At 70.0% G+C, this 14,512-nt stretch carries 11 protein-coding genes and 1 tRNA gene; 8 read left to right on the plus strand and 4 right to left on the minus strand.

The annotated features are described in order from the left end of the window. The first annotated feature begins 61 nt into the window (after window positions 1–61). From LMI96_RS01900 to LMI96_RS01910, 3 genes are all read left to right on the plus strand, one after another. Window positions 62–1,168, plus strand: coding sequence for a branched-chain amino acid aminotransferase (locus tag LMI96_RS01900; protein WP_223720904.1), 1,107 nt, complete (start codon window positions 62–64; stop codon window positions 1,166–1,168). A gap of 344 nt (window positions 1,169–1,512) precedes the next feature. Next, entirely contained in the window at window positions 1,513–2,280 is a 768-nt protein-coding gene (locus LMI96_RS01905) for a fumarylacetoacetate hydrolase family protein (protein WP_228360300.1), read from the plus strand. 5 nt (window positions 2,281–2,285) lie between these two features. Beyond that, window positions 2,286–3,542, plus strand: a complete 1,257-nt coding sequence (locus LMI96_RS01910) for an MFS transporter (RefSeq protein WP_228360311.1) — start codon at window positions 2,286–2,288, stop codon at window positions 3,540–3,542. Here LMI96_RS01910 and LMI96_RS01915 read toward each other — a convergent pair. Beyond that, the gene (locus tag LMI96_RS01915) at window positions 3,511–4,569 is read right to left on the minus strand and encodes an aminotransferase class V-fold PLP-dependent enzyme (protein ID WP_228360301.1); all 1,059 of its coding nucleotides are present in this window, start codon (window positions 4,567–4,569) and stop codon (window positions 3,511–3,513) included. The two genes, LMI96_RS01910 and LMI96_RS01915, sit on opposite strands and share 32 nt — an antisense overlap. A gap of 81 nt (window positions 4,570–4,650) precedes the next feature. Here LMI96_RS01915 and LMI96_RS01920 point away from each other — a divergent pair, with 81 nt between their 5' ends. Next, entirely contained in the window at window positions 4,651–5,598 is a 948-nt protein-coding gene (locus LMI96_RS01920) for a LysR family transcriptional regulator (RefSeq protein WP_228360302.1), read from the plus strand. Between the two features lie 65 nt (window positions 5,599–5,663). Further along, window positions 5,664–7,178 carry a glutamate--tRNA ligase gene (gltX, locus tag LMI96_RS01925; RefSeq protein ID WP_223720908.1) on the plus strand — a complete coding sequence of 505 codons (1,515 nt, stop codon included), beginning with the start codon at window positions 5,664–5,666 and terminating at the stop codon, window positions 7,176–7,178. A 27-nt stretch (window positions 7,179–7,205) separates the two neighbouring features. Here gltX and LMI96_RS01930 read toward each other — a convergent pair whose 3' ends face one another. Both LMI96_RS01930 and LMI96_RS01935 read right to left on the minus strand, forming a co-directional pair. Beyond that, complete coding sequence (locus LMI96_RS01930) at window positions 7,206–7,592, minus strand: bleomycin resistance protein (protein ID WP_223720909.1); 387 nt, start codon at window positions 7,590–7,592, stop codon at window positions 7,206–7,208. A gap of 55 nt (window positions 7,593–7,647) precedes the next feature. Further along, complete coding sequence (locus LMI96_RS01935) at window positions 7,648–9,663, minus strand: glycosyltransferase family 39 protein (RefSeq protein WP_228360303.1); 2,016 nt, start codon at window positions 9,661–9,663, stop codon at window positions 7,648–7,650. 133 nt (window positions 9,664–9,796) lie between these two features. On the opposite strand from LMI96_RS01935, the gene LMI96_RS01940 reads away from it, so the two are divergent. Both LMI96_RS01940 and LMI96_RS01945 read left to right on the plus strand, forming a co-directional pair. Continuing rightward, a tRNA-Gln gene (locus LMI96_RS01940) sits at window positions 9,797–9,868 on the plus strand. Between the two features lie 423 nt (window positions 9,869–10,291). Continuing rightward, complete coding sequence (locus LMI96_RS01945; protein WP_228360304.1) at window positions 10,292–11,935, plus strand: substrate-binding domain-containing protein; 1,644 nt, start codon at window positions 10,292–10,294, stop codon at window positions 11,933–11,935. 45 nt (window positions 11,936–11,980) lie between these two features. Here the strand turns inward: LMI96_RS01945 and LMI96_RS01950 are convergent, their stop codons facing one another. After that, window positions 11,981–12,985: a LacI family DNA-binding transcriptional regulator gene (locus LMI96_RS01950; RefSeq protein WP_228360305.1), complete on the minus strand. Its 1,005-nt coding sequence runs from the start codon at window positions 12,983–12,985 to the stop codon at window positions 11,981–11,983. 177 nt (window positions 12,986–13,162) lie between these two features. Here LMI96_RS01950 and LMI96_RS01955 point away from each other — a divergent pair, with 177 nt between their 5' ends. After that, window positions 13,163–14,401, plus strand: coding sequence for an extracellular solute-binding protein (locus LMI96_RS01955; RefSeq protein WP_223720913.1), 1,239 nt, complete (start codon window positions 13,163–13,165; stop codon window positions 14,399–14,401). The last annotated feature ends 111 nt before the right edge of the window (window positions 14,402–14,512 follow it).

Genomic DNA, 14,512 nt, shown 5'->3' on the forward strand with positions numbered 1-14,512 from the left:
GCAGCATCCGTCGCCGCCCCCGACCACCGCGCACGTCGTGCGCAGATGAAGCGAGACACTCATGACTCTTCTCGATACCGATCCGGACGCCGGCCTTGCCCCTCTTTCGTTCCTGGTCCGCAAGAACCTGAACGCGAAGAGCGCGGCCGAGCGCGAGCAGATCCTGCAGAACCCGGGCTTCGGCACGCACTTCACCGACCACATGGTCGACGTCTGCTGGTCGGTCGGCGGCGGATGGCACCGCCCGCGCGTGCAGCCGTACGGTCCGATCTCGCTCGACCCCGCCGCCGCGGTGCTGCACTACGGCCAGGAGATCTTCGAGGGCATCAAGGCCTACCGGCACGCGGACGGTTCGGTGCACACGTTCCGACCCGACCAGAACGGACGACGTCTGCAGCGTTCGGCCCGCCGCCTCGCGCTGCCCGAACTGCCCGTGTCGTACTTCGTGCAGTCGATCCGCGAGCTCGTCGCGGTCGACGGCGCCTGGGTGCCGAGCGGCGCCGACCAGAGCCTCTACCTGCGACCGTTCATGTTCGCCAAGGAGGCGTTCCTCGGGGTGCGCCCGGCGAACAAGGTGAACTACTACGTGATCGCGAGCCCCGCCGGGGCCTACTTCACGGGCGGCGTGCAGCCCGTGTCGATCTGGCTGAGCGAGGACTACGCGCGCGCAGGCAAGGGTGGCACGGGCGCGGCCAAGACCGGCGGCAACTACGCCGCGAGCCTCCTGCCGCAGTCCGAGGCCTACGAGAACGAGTGCGACCAGGTCGTCTTCCTCGACCAGGAGGGCAACGTCGAAGAGCTCGGCGGAATGAACATCGTCTTCGTGAAGAAGGACGGCACGCTGGTCACCCCGCAGTCCGAGTCGATCCTCGAGGGCATCACCCGTGACTCGATCCTCCAGCTCGCCCGCGACCGCGGCCACAAGGTCGAGGGTCGTGACGTGTCGCTGGCCGAGTGGCGCGAGGGTGTGGCCTCCGGTGACATCGTCGAGGTGTTCGCGTGCGGTACGGCCGCGGTCGTGACTCCGATCGGCGTGCTGAAGGGCAAAGGCTTCTTCGACGAGCAGCCCACCGGCTCGCTCGCCCTGTCGCTCCGCGAGGAACTCACCGACATCCAGTACGGCCGCCGCGAAGACACGCACGGCTGGCTGCTGCGCCTCGACGCCTGACCCCTCGCACGGTGGTGCCCTCGAGCAGGGTGCCCTCGAGCAGTGATGCCCTCGGGCGGTGGTGGCCTCGAGCAGGGTGCCCTCGAGCGGTGGTGCCCTCGGGCGGTGGCGTCTCCGCATCCATGTCCCACTATTTGCAGTCCATGTCCCACTATTTGTCGCTCTGACCCGCCCATAGCGGCAAAAAGTGGGACACAGAAGGCGAGGGGGCACCGGATGTGGGACACAGAAGGCGACGGGGCACAGGATGTGGGACACACCGGATGTGGCGCACCGAGCGCGGTGGGTATGGCGGCACCATGAGCGGGAGTCCCGGAGATCGGCGTCCTGGGTAGGCTGAGCGGGTGAGAATCGCGCGCTTCAGTCACCAGGACGCCATCACCTACGGCATCGTCGACGGGAAAGAACTGGTCGTTCTGGCCGGCGACCCGATGTTCGTCGGGTACGAGACCACCGACGTTCGCGTCCCCATCTCCGACATCGCCCTGCTGGCGCCGGTCATTCCTCGTTCGAAGGTGGTCGCGGTCGGACGCAACTACCGCGCGCACGCGGCCGAGTTCGGTAACGACGTGCCGGCCGAGCCGATGCTGTTCTTCAAACCCAACACCTCGGTCATCGGCCCGAACGATTCGATCGTGCGCCCGAAGCAGTCCGCGCGGGTCGAGTTCGAGGGCGAGCTCGCGGTCGTCATCGGCCGCATCGCGAAGAACGTGCCTGCCGAACGCGCGCACGAGTACGTCTTCGGCTACACCATCGCGAACGATGTCACCGCCCGAGACCTGCAACGCTCCGACGGTCAGTGGGCGCGCGCGAAGGGTTTCGACACGTTCTGCCCGATCGGTCCGGCCATTGAAACCGAGTTCGATCCGTCCGGCGACGCGCGCGTCGTGACCCGGGTCAACGGCGACGTCCGCCAGGACGCCCCGCTCACCGACATGGTGCACTCCGTCGCCGACGTGATCGCCTACGCCTCGGCCGCCTTCACGCTGCTTCCGGGCGACGTCATCCTGACCGGGACGCCCGCGGGCGTCGGCGAGATCGTCGCGGGCGATGTCGTCGAGGTGGAGATCACCAGGCTCGGCATTCTGCGCAACACCGTCCGCGACGCGTGAGCGCGATGCCGGATGCGGCGCCATCCGGTTCTGAGATCGAAGGCGCCCAGCGGCGCACGGTCCGAGTCCTTGCGGCGGGGCAGGTGCTCGGCGGGGTCGCCTTCGGCGCGACCGTGTCGCTCGGCGCCCTGCTCGCGGCGGACCTCTCGGGTCAGGACGGACTGTCGGGGTTCGCGACCGCATCCGTCACCCTCGGCGCCGCCCTGGCCGCCATCCCGCTCGCCCGACTCGCGGGGCGCCGCGGTCGCCGCGTCGCGCTGACCCTCGGCAACGGCCTCGCGCTCGTCGGGATCGCGATCGTCGTTACGGCCGCCGCGGTCCGATCGTTCCCCCTGCTGCTGGTCGGGGTCGTCTTGATCGGCATGGGAAACGCCGGCAACCTTCAGTCGCGCTTCGCCGCGACCGATCTCGCGACCGACCGACGTCGCGCACGCGATCTGTCGGTCGTGGTGTGGGCGACGACCGTCGGCGGGGTCGCGGGACCGCTGCTGGTCGGTCCCGGCGAGGTCGTCGGGCAAGCGCTCGGCATGCCGCACCTGACCGGCTCGTATCTCTTCTCCTTCGTCGCACAGGTGCTCGCGCTCGCGCTGTATCTGGTGGCGCTGCGCCCCGACCCGCTGCTCTGGGCGCAGCGCATCGCGGCCTCGGGAGCGGCGAGAGCAGGACGCGTCAACGATGTCGATCGCCCGCGCGCGGCGCGCTACGCGATCTTCGCGGTCGCCGGAAGCCACGTCGTGATGGCGTCGGTGATGGCGATGACGCCGGTGCACCTGTCGCACATGGTGCACGGCGGCGACGTCACGGTCGTCGTGGGGGTGACGATCGCGCTGCACGTCTTCGGCATGTACGGACTGTCGCCCGTGTTCGGATGGCTGGCCGACCGGATCGGCCGGCTCGCCGTGATCCTGGTCGGTCAGGCGGTGCTGGCCGCATCGCTCGTGGTCGCGGCGGTCTTCCCGCACTCGCAGGTCGGTGTCGCCGTCGCGCTTCTCCTGCTCGGGCTCGGCTGGAGCGCGGCGACGGTCGCGGGCGCGGCGCTTCTGACGGAGTCGACGCCCACTCTCCGGCGCCCGCGCCGGCAGGGACTCAGCGACACCGCGATGACCCTGAGTGCGGCGGCCGGTTCGGTGCTCGCCGGATGGGTGCTGACGAACATCGGCTACGACGGTCTTGCCCTCACGGCGCTCGTGCTGGTCGGGATGGTGACGGTGTGTTCTCCGCTCGGGCGCGTCAGCGGCCGAGTGCCTGTGCGGCGCGGGTGACGTCTTCCTCGTCGTTGAAGATGTGGAAGGCGACGCGCGCCCGCCCGGCGCGACCGGATGCGACGATGCCGGCGGCGCGAAGATCCGCGAGCGACTGCCCGTTCGGGTCGTGCCAGGCGACGATGGCGCTGGGGCGTTCGGGGAGAGGCAGGTCGAGGCGGCGACGGAACTCATCGGCCATCCCGGTCGTGTAGCGGTGCAGGGCGTGGCGGTCCGCATCCGCGAACAGTGTCAGCGCGGGGGCCGCGCCGACGAAGGCCTGCCAGGCGGGGGAGACATCGAACCGGCGTGCGTCGCCGGCGAGATCGACGTCGGCGCCGTAACAGGATGACCAGGGGTCTTCGCCCGCGAACCATCCGGCCTGCACGGGGCGGAGCGTGCGGACTAACGCGTCGCTCAGGGCGAGGAAGGCGACCCCGCGCGGCGCGCACAGCCACTTGTACGAATGGCAGACGAGCGCGTCGAACAGGGTGGCGTCGACGGGCAGCCATCCGATCGCCTGCGTCGCGTCGGCGAACGTGAGCGCACGGTGACGCCGCGCCGCGGCGATGATCTCGGCCGCATCCGCCACCTCTCCGGTCGCCGACTGCACGATCGAGAAGGCGACGAGCGTCGTCTCGGCATCGATCGCCTCAGCGAGGTGCGCGAGCGGCACGGTGCGGATGCGGATCCCTCGACCCGCGTGCACGAACGGGAGCACAACGGAGGAGAAGTCGCCCTCGGCGCACAGCACCTGCGCGCCGTCGGGAAGGTTGGCGGCGATCAGCGCCGCGAGCACCGACGTCTGCGATCCGATCGCGACCGCGCCGGGGGCCACACCGACCAGGCGGGCGAAGGCCGCACGACTCTCGACGACGGCGGCGTCGTACCGCGCCGGGTCGGCACCCGTGCGAGCACCCCGTTCCAGATCGGCCACGATCGCAGCGTGCGTCGGCCGCATCCAGAGCCCCGAGGTGCAGGCCGAGAGGTAGCCGGCGCCGCCCGTGAACGCGCCGCGAAGCGGGGCGAGGACGGCGGGGAGGATCATGCGTCCAGCATCCCGGGCTGTCTCGCATTCGTCTACAACATGTGTGTGATCGAAAACATGCGCTGATGTTATGGTTTCGACGTGACGGATGACACCGACCTCGAACTCGCCGACCTCCGAGTCATCCGGGCCATCGCCGAGGCCGGGTCGATCACCGCGGCGGCCGCGGCGCTCGGCTACAGCCAGCCTGCCGTCAGCCAGCAGGTGCGTCGAGCGGAGTCGCGGCTCGGGCTCGCGGTCGTCGAGCGGGTCGGGCGATCGGTGCGACTGACCGACGCCGGGCGCGTCCTCGCGCGCCACGCTGCGGAAGTCGACCGCGCCCTGACGGCGGCGTCGGGGGAGCTCTCGGAGCTGCGCGGGCTGCAGTCGGGGCGGGTGCGTTTCGTCGCATTCCCCTCGGCATCGCCGACCATCGTGCCGCGCATCCTCGCCGATCTCGCGGAACGCTCGCCCGGGCTCACCGTGACCTACGTCGAGGCGGAGCCCCCGGAGGCGGTCGCCGCCGTCCGCGAGGGGAGAGCCGACATCGCGCTCACGTTCAGCTACCCGGGCGACCGCGACGATCCGCACGGGGCGAGCGCCCACGGGCTGGCGGTTCGCACCGTGGGCTCCGACGACCTGCTGGTGGTCGTGCCCGCCGACCACCGCCTCGCCGCGCGCTCGACCGTGGATCTGGCGGAGCTCGCCAAGGAGGACTGGATCGCCGGATGCCCGCGCTGCCGGGGGCATCTGCTCGAGTCCTGCGCGCGTGCCGGTTTCGAGCCCCGGATCGCGTTCGAGACCGACAACATCGTCGCGGTCGAGAGCATGGTCGCTCGCCGTACCGGCGTCGCGACCCTGCCGCGGTTGGCCGTCGAATCGTTCCCCGTCCTGCCGGGCGTTCGAGCGATCGCGCTTCCCGGTGAGGAACGCACGCTGCACGTCGTCACCGCGCACGACGCGGAGCGGGTACCGGCGCTCCGCGCGGGCCTCGCGGCCCTCACCCGAGCGATCGCGGCGATCGGCGACGACCGCGCGTACCGCAGCTGACGCCGCATCCGGCCGGCGCCGATCCCGCCGGGAGCGCCGACCCCGCGCGGGTAGGCTGGATGCCTATGGCTTCCGCACCAGATCCCCGCACCACCACCGCAACCGGCGCCGAAGTGCGCGTGCGGTTCTGCCCCTCGCCCACCGGCACGCCGCACGTCGGCCTGATCCGCACGGCACTGTTCAACTGGGCGTACGCCCGGCACAACGGCGGCAAGCTGATCTTCCGCATCGAAGACACGGATGCGGCCCGCGACAGCGAAGAGAGCTACCAGCAGCTGCTGGATGCCCTGCGCTGGCTCGAGATCGACTGGGACGAGGGCGTCGAGGTCGGCGGCCCGCACGCGCCCTACCGCCAGTCGGAGCGGCACGACCTCTACCGTGGCGTGCTCGAGAAGCTCGTCGCGGCGGGCGTCGTCTACGAGAGCTACTCGACCGCCGAAGAGATCGACGCCCGCAACGTCGCGAACGGTCGCGCGAAGCAGCTCGGCTACGACAACTACGACCGCGATCTCACCGACGAGCAGAAGGCCGCCTTCCGGGCCGAGGGGCGCGAACCCGCCTGGCGCCTGCGTGTGCCGGACGAAGATCTCACCTACGTCGACCTCATCCGGGGCGAGGTCACTTTCCCCGCCGGGTCCTTCCCCGACTTCGTGATCGTGCGCGCCGGGGGAGTGCCCCTGTACACGTTCGTGAACCCGGTCGACGATGCGCTCATGGGCATCACCCACGTCATCCGCGGTGAAGACCTGATGCCCTCGACCGCGCGTCAGCTCTCGCTCTACCGTGCGCTCGTCGAGGCGGGAGTCACCGACTTCGTGCCGCGCTTCGGGCACATGCCGCTCGTGCTCGGCGAGGAGGGCAACAAGAAGCTCTCCAAGCGCGACCCGAAGGCCGACCTCTTCCTGCAGCGCGAGAAGGGCTTCATCCACGAGGGCCTGCTCAACTACCTCTCGCTTCTCGGCTGGTCGCTGGCGCCCGACCGCGACGTGTTCTCACTCGACGAGATGGTCGCGGCGTTCGATATCGCGGACGTGAACCCGAACCCCGCTCGCTTCGATCAGAAGAAGGCGGAGTCGATCAACGGTGACCACATCCGGATGCTGTCGCCCGAAGACTTCGAGACGCGGATCCTGCCGTACCTGCGGGAGGCCGGTCTCATCGGCGACACTCCGACGGGGGAGCAGCAGGCGCTGATCACCGCATCCGCCCCGCTCGTGCAGGAGCGCGTGCAGTTGCTCGGCGAGGTGCCGGGGCTGCTCGGGTTCTTGTTCCGTGACGAGGTCGTCTATGACGAGGATGCGCTGAAGGGACTGCCCGCTAACGCCGGCGAGGTTCTCGTCGCATCGGTGGGCGCCCTCGAGCTCATTCCCGAGGCGGAGTTCGTCACCGAGCGCATCCAGGCGGACCTGCAGGAAACGCTCATCGCGGGTCTCGGCCTGAAGCCGCGCGTCGCGTACGGGCCGCTCCGCGTGGCCGCGAGCGGACGGCGCATCTCACCCCCGCTCTTCGAGTCCCTCGAGCTGCTCGGCAAGTCCGAGAGCATCCGTCGTCTCGGGGCTCTCGTGCAGCGCGTCGGCTGACCCGGGCGACGGGTCAGGGGTCCGAGGTCACGCGGGAGCCGACTCGGGCGTCGGCCCGTTCTGGATCAGGTGCAACTGCGATCCATCGGGGTCGACGAGGAACCCGGCGCGCTGCCCCCACGGCTGCGGGCGCACCGGAAGTAGGCGCGGGCGACCCGTCGATGCCTCGACGACCCCGGCCGCCGCGATCGCTCGATACAGCTCGTCGACGTCGTCGACGCGGATGCTGCACATGAAGGAGCTGTCCTCCGGTGCGAGATCGGGGAATCGGAAGAACTCCAGCTCGAGGGTTCCTCGGCGCAGCACCAGCCACTCATCGCTCCGGTGTGTGACGGTGAAGCCGAAGGCCCCGTAGAACGCGACCGTTGCGGCGAAGTCGCGGGAGGGCAGGTTCGGCACGGTGCGCTCGGTCATTCCGCGACCCTACCGACCCGTCCTGCCACCGCGCACGCTCCGGTGCAGGCACGCGTCATGAGGCGGGTCGATCCGCATCCACGGCGGCACACGATGAGAGGGTCGCCGTGCCCGGGGCGTCGCTCACGACGGCGCAGTTCTCCTGCACCCACGCGCTGATCGCCTCGGTCGTCGATGACGACGACCCGCCGCCGAATCCTCCCGTCGCCGAACCGAGTACATAGACGACCTCGCCGGCCGCGACCATCTGCTGGAACTCCTCGAGCGTCGGCACGGAATCACTACCGCCGAATCCGCCGATCGGGAGGACGGACTGACCTCCCGAATCGATGATGAGGGATGCGGCCGCCTGTGCGCCGAACGTCGCGACGAGGTAGCTCGCCCCGTCCTGATGTGCGACGAGGTAGTCGATGAGTTCGCCATCGGACCCCGCTTCGACGGAGGAGAAGGGAGTGCGGCCGGTCGTCGACGAGCCGCCGTCACGGGCCGACGAGCCGCCCCGCATGCCGCCGTTCGGCGCAGATCCGCCGGGGGCCGACCCGCCGGGGGCTCCGGCGCCGGAGCCTGCCCCGGGCGCGGCGCCGGGGCCGCTGCCGCCCGCACCGGGCGCGCCGCTGCCGGCCCCGCCGCCGAATCCGCCGCTGCCGGCCCCGCCGCCCACGGACATGACCGCCACCCCGGCCGCCGTCGGGTTGATCGAACTCGGCGCGGCGATGGTCAGCGCCGACCACGCGGCCGGAGCGAACAGCATCCCGATCAGCACGAGCACGACCGTCGCGGTGCGCGCGACTCGGCGCCGGTGCTCGATGAGGAGCGCGACCAGGGCGACGACCGCGATGGCCGCCTGCACGCCGGCGAGGATCGGGGTGGGGTCGGTGTACATCGCGGCGACAGCGACGGCGGTCACCGCGGCGGTCGCGAGCAGCGCGAGCTGCGCCCACAGCACCCGCCGCGCGCGGGCGACGAAGAAGGCCGTCCCCACGAGGAGAGCGACCGGAAGCGCGAGCGCCGACGTGTAGAACTGGTGCATTCCCGCGACGACCGAGAACATGGCGGCGAAGGTGACGAACCACACGCCGAGGAAGACCACGAGAGCCGACCGGAAGCGCAAGACGGCCAGCACGACGATCGCGAGCAACGCCGCCGGCAGCAGCCAGGCGATCTGTCCGGCGAGCTGTTCGTTGACGAGCCGGAGGGCGCCGGGGTCACCCGAGAAGGGCGGTGTGAACGATCGGTAGTCGGTGCTGTCGGCGGATGCGGTGAATCGTCCGAGCCCGTTGTATCCGAACACCATCTCCCACGGGTTGTTTGAGTTGGTACCGCCCACGTAGGGGCGCGCGGATGCGGGAATCAGCCACACGATCGCGACCCAGGTCAGCGAGGCGACGAGGCTGAGCGAACCGGCGACCGCGGTGTGCCAGATGCGCCGCCACCACGATTGACGGGTGCACAGATACGCCGCGGCCAGGGCCGCCCACACCGCCCACGCTTCCAGCATGTAGGTCTGGAACGCGACGGCGATCAACAGCCCCGCGACGAGATACCAGCGAAGACTCGCCCGCTGGATCGCCCGGACCGACGCCCACGCGACGAGCGCGAGGGCGAGAACGAAGAACGACTGCGGCTGGTTGGAACGGGCGACGGCGACGAGGATCGGCGTGGTCGCGACGATCGCGCCGGCGAAGAGTCCCGCGCCCGTGCCGGCCAGGCGCCGCGCGGTGATCGCGGTGACGACGGCCGCCGCGCTGGCCGCCAACGCGTTCGGGATGATCACGATGGCGGGGGAGAAGCCGAAGGCGCGAACGAAAAGGGCCGGGATCCAGAACGACCCGGGGATCTTGTCGAGAGTGACCGTGCCCGCCGGATCGAAGGCGCCGAAGAAGAAGTTCGACCAGCTCTGGCTCATCGACAGCGCGATCGCGCCGTAGTACTCGCTCATCGAGCCGGATACGTTCCACGCCGTCAGCACGACGGCGATGCCCGACAGGGAGAGCAACCCGATCGGCCACGCGAGTCGCTTCGGATTCCGGATGGATACGGGCGGAGAGAGGGGGGTGTCCACGGTTGTCACCGCTGCACACTACGAAGCGCGTCGTTGCGTCTCGGATGCGGCGCCGATGAGTTCGCTCCACGTCGGGCCGGTTTGAACCATCGCCCGGGGTGGTCTAAGCTAGACACTCGGTGCTGCTTCTCGTAGTAGCCCTTGGGGTATGGTGTAATTGGCAACACGGAGGTTTCTGGTACCTTTGTTCTTGGTTCGAGTCCAGGTACCCCAGCAATGTAAAACCCCCGGTTTTCCGGGGGTTTTTGCGTACCCCGAACAGGGTTGAACTCACCGCTCGCGCCTTCGGAACAGAGCTGACCCCGTCGCTCGCTCCTTTGGGGCGGCGTTCGCTCGGCTAACTCCTCCAGAATCGATCGCCGTCGCTACTTTCCTGCCCGAAAGCGCGGAGTTGGAGGAGTTGCGCGCGTCGGACGGCCCGCACCCGCCGAGCATCGTCAGGCGGAGGCAGATGACGACCGCGAAGGCGGATTCGAGGGAATCCTTCGCATCGTCGGGTCGCCACGCTCAAGTGCCGAAGGGCGCATCGCGGATTCGTCGGCCCGTGACCTACGGGTGAACGGCATGCGCACACTGGGCGCGGTCGGCGCGTCGAGGGTCCTCCCCTCGATACCGTTCAGTCGTGCGGGGGAGAAGAATGTTCACGGTGTCCGGAGCGCGAGAACGGACGGCGCGACGGACGGCTCGCCTGGCGGTGTTCGTTGTCGTCAGCGCGGTTCTCGTGCTGGGTGCCGTTCCTGCGCAGGGGGCGAGCGGTGCATCCGTTTCCGGCTCCGGGTCCGTGTGGGCGCAGAGCGCAATGAGTGCGTGGGCCAGGGATGCTGAGGCGGACGAGGGGATGACTGTCTCCTACGCCGGAACCGGCTCCGTTGCGGGGCGCGAGGACTTCATGAGGGAGAACGTCGACTTCGCGGTCGGCGAGGTGCCCTTCCCTCGGTCCCCGGAGGGGAATTCCGGTGCTGCGCTGCCCGCTCGCGCCTACGCCTCTGTGCCTCTCCTCGGAGGTGGCACTGCCCTGGCCTACAACCTCACCATCGACGGCGCACGATTCGCCGATCTCCGATTGTCGGGCGCGGCCATAGCGGGGATTTTCAGCGGAGCGATCACGCGGTGGAACGACCCGCAGTTGCTCGCCGACAACCCGGGCATCGCCCTTCCCGACCTCGCCGTCGTTCCGGTCGTCCGGGCCGACGCCTCCGGTTCCTCCTCGCAGTTCACCGCGTGGATGGCATCTGAGCATCCAAACATCTGGACGCAGGGGGAAATGTCGCTCTTTGTGCCGCCGACATCCGCGTTCCGTGCACAGAGCGGCTCGTTGGGGGTCGCCGGATACGTTTCGCAGAGCTACGGCAGGGGGGCCATCGCGTACGTCGAGGCGTCGTACGCGGAGAGCATGGGGCTGACGGTGGCAGCGGTGCGGAATGCGCACGGCGACTTCGTCGGTCCGGGCGCCGTCAACGTCACCGCGGCACTCGCGGGGGTCGACATCGACCCCGACTCGTCGTCCGCCGCCGAGACGCCGAACCTCGACGGCGTGTACCGCAGCGCCGACCCGATCGCATACCCCATCTCGGGTTACGCCGCGCTCATGGTGCCCACCGAGACCAGCACTCGCTTCACGGTGGCGAAGGGCGAGACGCTCGCCGCGTTCGCTCGCTACGCCCTTTGCGCCGGGCAGCAGCGCGTTGCGTCGCTCGGATACGCGCCGCTCCCGGCCGCTCTGGTCGCGGTCGGCATCGCGCAGGTGGCGCGGATCCCGGGCGCGGCGAAAGCCGGATCCGGATGCAGTGCACCCGCGGTCGATCCGACGGCGGGCGAGATCGGCATCGAGGCGCCGGTCGTGGACGGTCACGATGGCGCGCTCTCGCTCGCCGTTCCCGTCGGCGCCCGCGTGACCCTGATGCCCGAGACCCGGCACGACGGGATCCGGGTGTCCACCGGGGTACTGCCCGCGTTCGCTGTCGAGGATGCTCGCGTTCTCTCGCGGCCGGGATACACGGTCCAGGTCACCACCACGGACTTCATCGCCGACAGCGCCCGAATGCCAGCGAACGCGTTGACGTTCTCGCCCGTGAGGGTTCCGACGGACTCGACGGCGCGAGGGGTCGTTCTGGCGGAGCCTTTCGCCGCGGGCACCGGGGCGATGACGTTCGCATCGGCGGCGGAAGGAACCGGAGTCGGTCGGGCCGTTCTCAGTGCGCTCCTTCGACTCGAGGTCCCCGGTGACGTCCCCGCGGGTACCTACCGATCGACGACGACCCTCACCGTCGTCTCGCGGTAACCACCCGGCCCGGAGAAGTCGCGCGGACCGCGCGTCTCACGGCGCTCAGCGCAGCACGAGACGTGGTTCGACCAGCACGTGCGCGGTGCCGGCGGCCGCGACGCGGGGAGCGACGATCGTGCCGCTCGATCCCATCAGGAGCTGCAGGGCGCCGGAGGCGACGTCCTCCGGGCGTTGCTCGATGCTGGAGATGCCGAGCGCTTCGGCGGCAGGCGTGTTGTCGAACCCGATCACCGGTACGTCCCGGCCGGCGGCGACGAACGCCAGTTGCGCACCGATCGCGAGCGAGTCGCTGGCGCAGACGACGGCCCGCGGCACCTCTCCTGCCGCCACCGCCTCGCCGACGACGCGGCGCGCTTCGTCGACGGACTCCTCAGCGACCCAGCGCGGGCCCTCGCCGACGCCCGACAGGGCCTCGCGCCAGCCCCGCTCGCGATCATCGCCGGTGCCCGACCCGGACGGCCAACCCAAGAAGGCCACCGGCCCGTCGCCGATGCCGAGCGCATGGGTTGTCGCCGCGCGGGTTCCGGCCGCGCCATCCACGTCGACCCAGAGATGCGCCGGATCGGCGACATCATCCGCGCCCCATGGGCGGCCGAACGACACGAACGGCACGTCGTGCGCGGCAAGCCATCCGGTGCGCGGGTCTCCGCGGAACGTACCGGTGATGACGATCGCGTCGACCTCGCCCCGGTCGACCAGCTCGCCCATCCGTTCGATCTCGTCGTCCGCGTCCCGTGCGGCGTACAGCATCACTCGCATCCCGCGCTCGCCGGCATGTTCGGTGAGCGCGTGCACGAAGCGGTCGAGCACCACGCCCGAGACACCGCCGGCATACGGGTCGAGGTGGATGCCGATCGTCGAGCTCCGTCGGGTGCGCAGTTGCCGCGCGGCCGCGTGCGGACGGTAGTTCAGGGAGCGGATGGCGTCTTCGACGCGTTCGCGCGTTTTGGGTCGCACGATGTGCGGTGAGTTGAGCACGTTCGACACCGTTTGGCGAGATACGCCCGCCGCCAGAGCCACGTCTTCCACCGTCGGTGACTTCGACACGCAATGCCTCCTTCGGCCGTCATCGGATCAAATCGCCATCCTAAGCCGCGCGGGAACCTTGACACCGGAACGACGTCTGCTTAGCATCGCCGACAAGACTTGAACGATCAAATTCTGTTCGAATGATCGACGACGGCACCGTTGCCCGCACGATCGCACTCATCAAAGGAGAGAGAAATGGAACGGAACACGCGCGCGCTGCTCGGAGCGGGCACGCTATTCACGATCGGAGCGCTCGTCCTCACGGGCTGCGGCGGCTCCGGGTTCGACGACGCCGGCGAGACCGCGTCCGGTGGCAGCGGAGCACTGACGCTCCTGATCGGCTCGTCCGGCGACGCCGAGACCGCGGCCGTGGAAGCCGCCGTCGACGCCTGGTCGGCCGAGTCCGGCGTCGACGCGACCGTCCAGGTGGCGAACGACCTTCCGCAGCAGCTCTCCCAGGGGTTCGCGGCCGGTTCGCCGCCGGACCTGTTCTACCTCGCCCCGGAGGCGCTGGCCGGGTACGCGGGCAACGGGTCCCTGGCGTCCTACGGCGACCAGCTCGCGAACAAGGACGACTTCTATCCGTCGCTCGTCGACAACTTCAGCCTCGACGGCGACTTCTTCTGCGCGCCCAAGGACTTCTCGACGCTGGGCCTCATCATCAACACGGATCTCTGGGCGGCCGCCGGACTGACGGATGCCGACATCCCGACCGACTGGGATCAGCTTGCCGACGTCGCCGCGACGCTGACGACGGCCGACCACGTCGGGCTCGCGTTCGGCGCCGAGTACCAGCGGGTGGGCGCCTTCATGGCCCAGGCCGGGGGAGGACTCGTCGACGGAGACGGCGCGGTCATTGCGAACGGGTCGGAGAACCTCGAGGCGCTCGACTACGTGAAGACGCACCTGAACGACGGCAGCTTCGCCTTCGCCGCCGACGTGGGGGCGGGCTGGGGCGGCGAGGCGTTCGGAACCGGCAAGGCCGCGATGGTGATCGAGGGCAACTGGATCACCGGAGCCATGACCAACGACTACCCGGATGTCGCCTACACGGTCGCCGAGCTCCCGGCGGGTCCGGGCGGCAAGGGCACCCTGCAGTTCACGAACTGCTGGGGCATGGCGGCAGACAGCGGCAACCAGGAGTCCGCGCTCGCGCTCGTCGAGTACCTCACGGGCACGGATCAGCAGCTCGCGTTCTCGGAAGCGTTCGGACCGATGCCGTCGATCGAATCGGCGGCGGATGCATGGACGAGCGCGAACCCCGACCTCACTGCCTTCCTGAGCGGCGCCGAGTACGCGCAGTTCCCGCCCACGATGGCCGGTGCCGCGGACGTCATCAGCGACTTCAACGCGCAGCTCGAGACGCTCAAGACCGCGGACCCGCAGTCGATCCTCGATTCGGCGCAGTCGAACCTCGAGGCGATCGTCGAATAGGGCGTCTCGCTGTGACCGTTCTCGCCTCGCGGCCCCGGCCCCCCCCACCCCCCCCCCCCCCCCCCGCGGGGGGGGGGGCCCCCCCCCGGGGGGGGCGCCCCCCACCCCCGG

Source organism: Microbacterium sp. cx-59 (genome assembly GCF_020805625.1).
Taxonomy (GTDB): domain Bacteria; phylum Actinomycetota; class Actinomycetes; order Actinomycetales; family Microbacteriaceae; genus Microbacterium.

Bases quoted from the DNA above. Each gene is read 5' to 3' on its own strand.
- LMI96_RS01900 (WP_223720904.1), top strand. From the start codon at position 62: ATGACTCTTCTCGATACCGATCCGGACGCCGGCCTTGCCCCTCTTTCG.
- LMI96_RS01910 (WP_228360311.1), top strand. From the start codon at position 2,286: ATGCCGGATGCGGCGCCATCCGGTTCTGAGATCGAAGGCGCCCAGCGG.
- LMI96_RS01915 (WP_228360301.1), bottom strand. From the start codon at position 4,569: ATGATCCTCCCCGCCGTCCTCGCCCCGCTTCGCGGCGCGTTCACGGGC.
- gltX (WP_223720908.1), top strand. From the start codon at position 5,664: ATGGCTTCCGCACCAGATCCCCGCACCACCACCGCAACCGGCGCCGAA.
- LMI96_RS01930 (WP_223720909.1), bottom strand. From the start codon at position 7,592: ATGACCGAGCGCACCGTGCCGAACCTGCCCTCCCGCGACTTCGCCGCA.
- LMI96_RS01945 (WP_228360304.1), top strand. From the start codon at position 10,292: ATGTTCACGGTGTCCGGAGCGCGAGAACGGACGGCGCGACGGACGGCT.
- LMI96_RS01955 (WP_223720913.1), top strand. From the start codon at position 13,163: ATGGAACGGAACACGCGCGCGCTGCTCGGAGCGGGCACGCTATTCACG.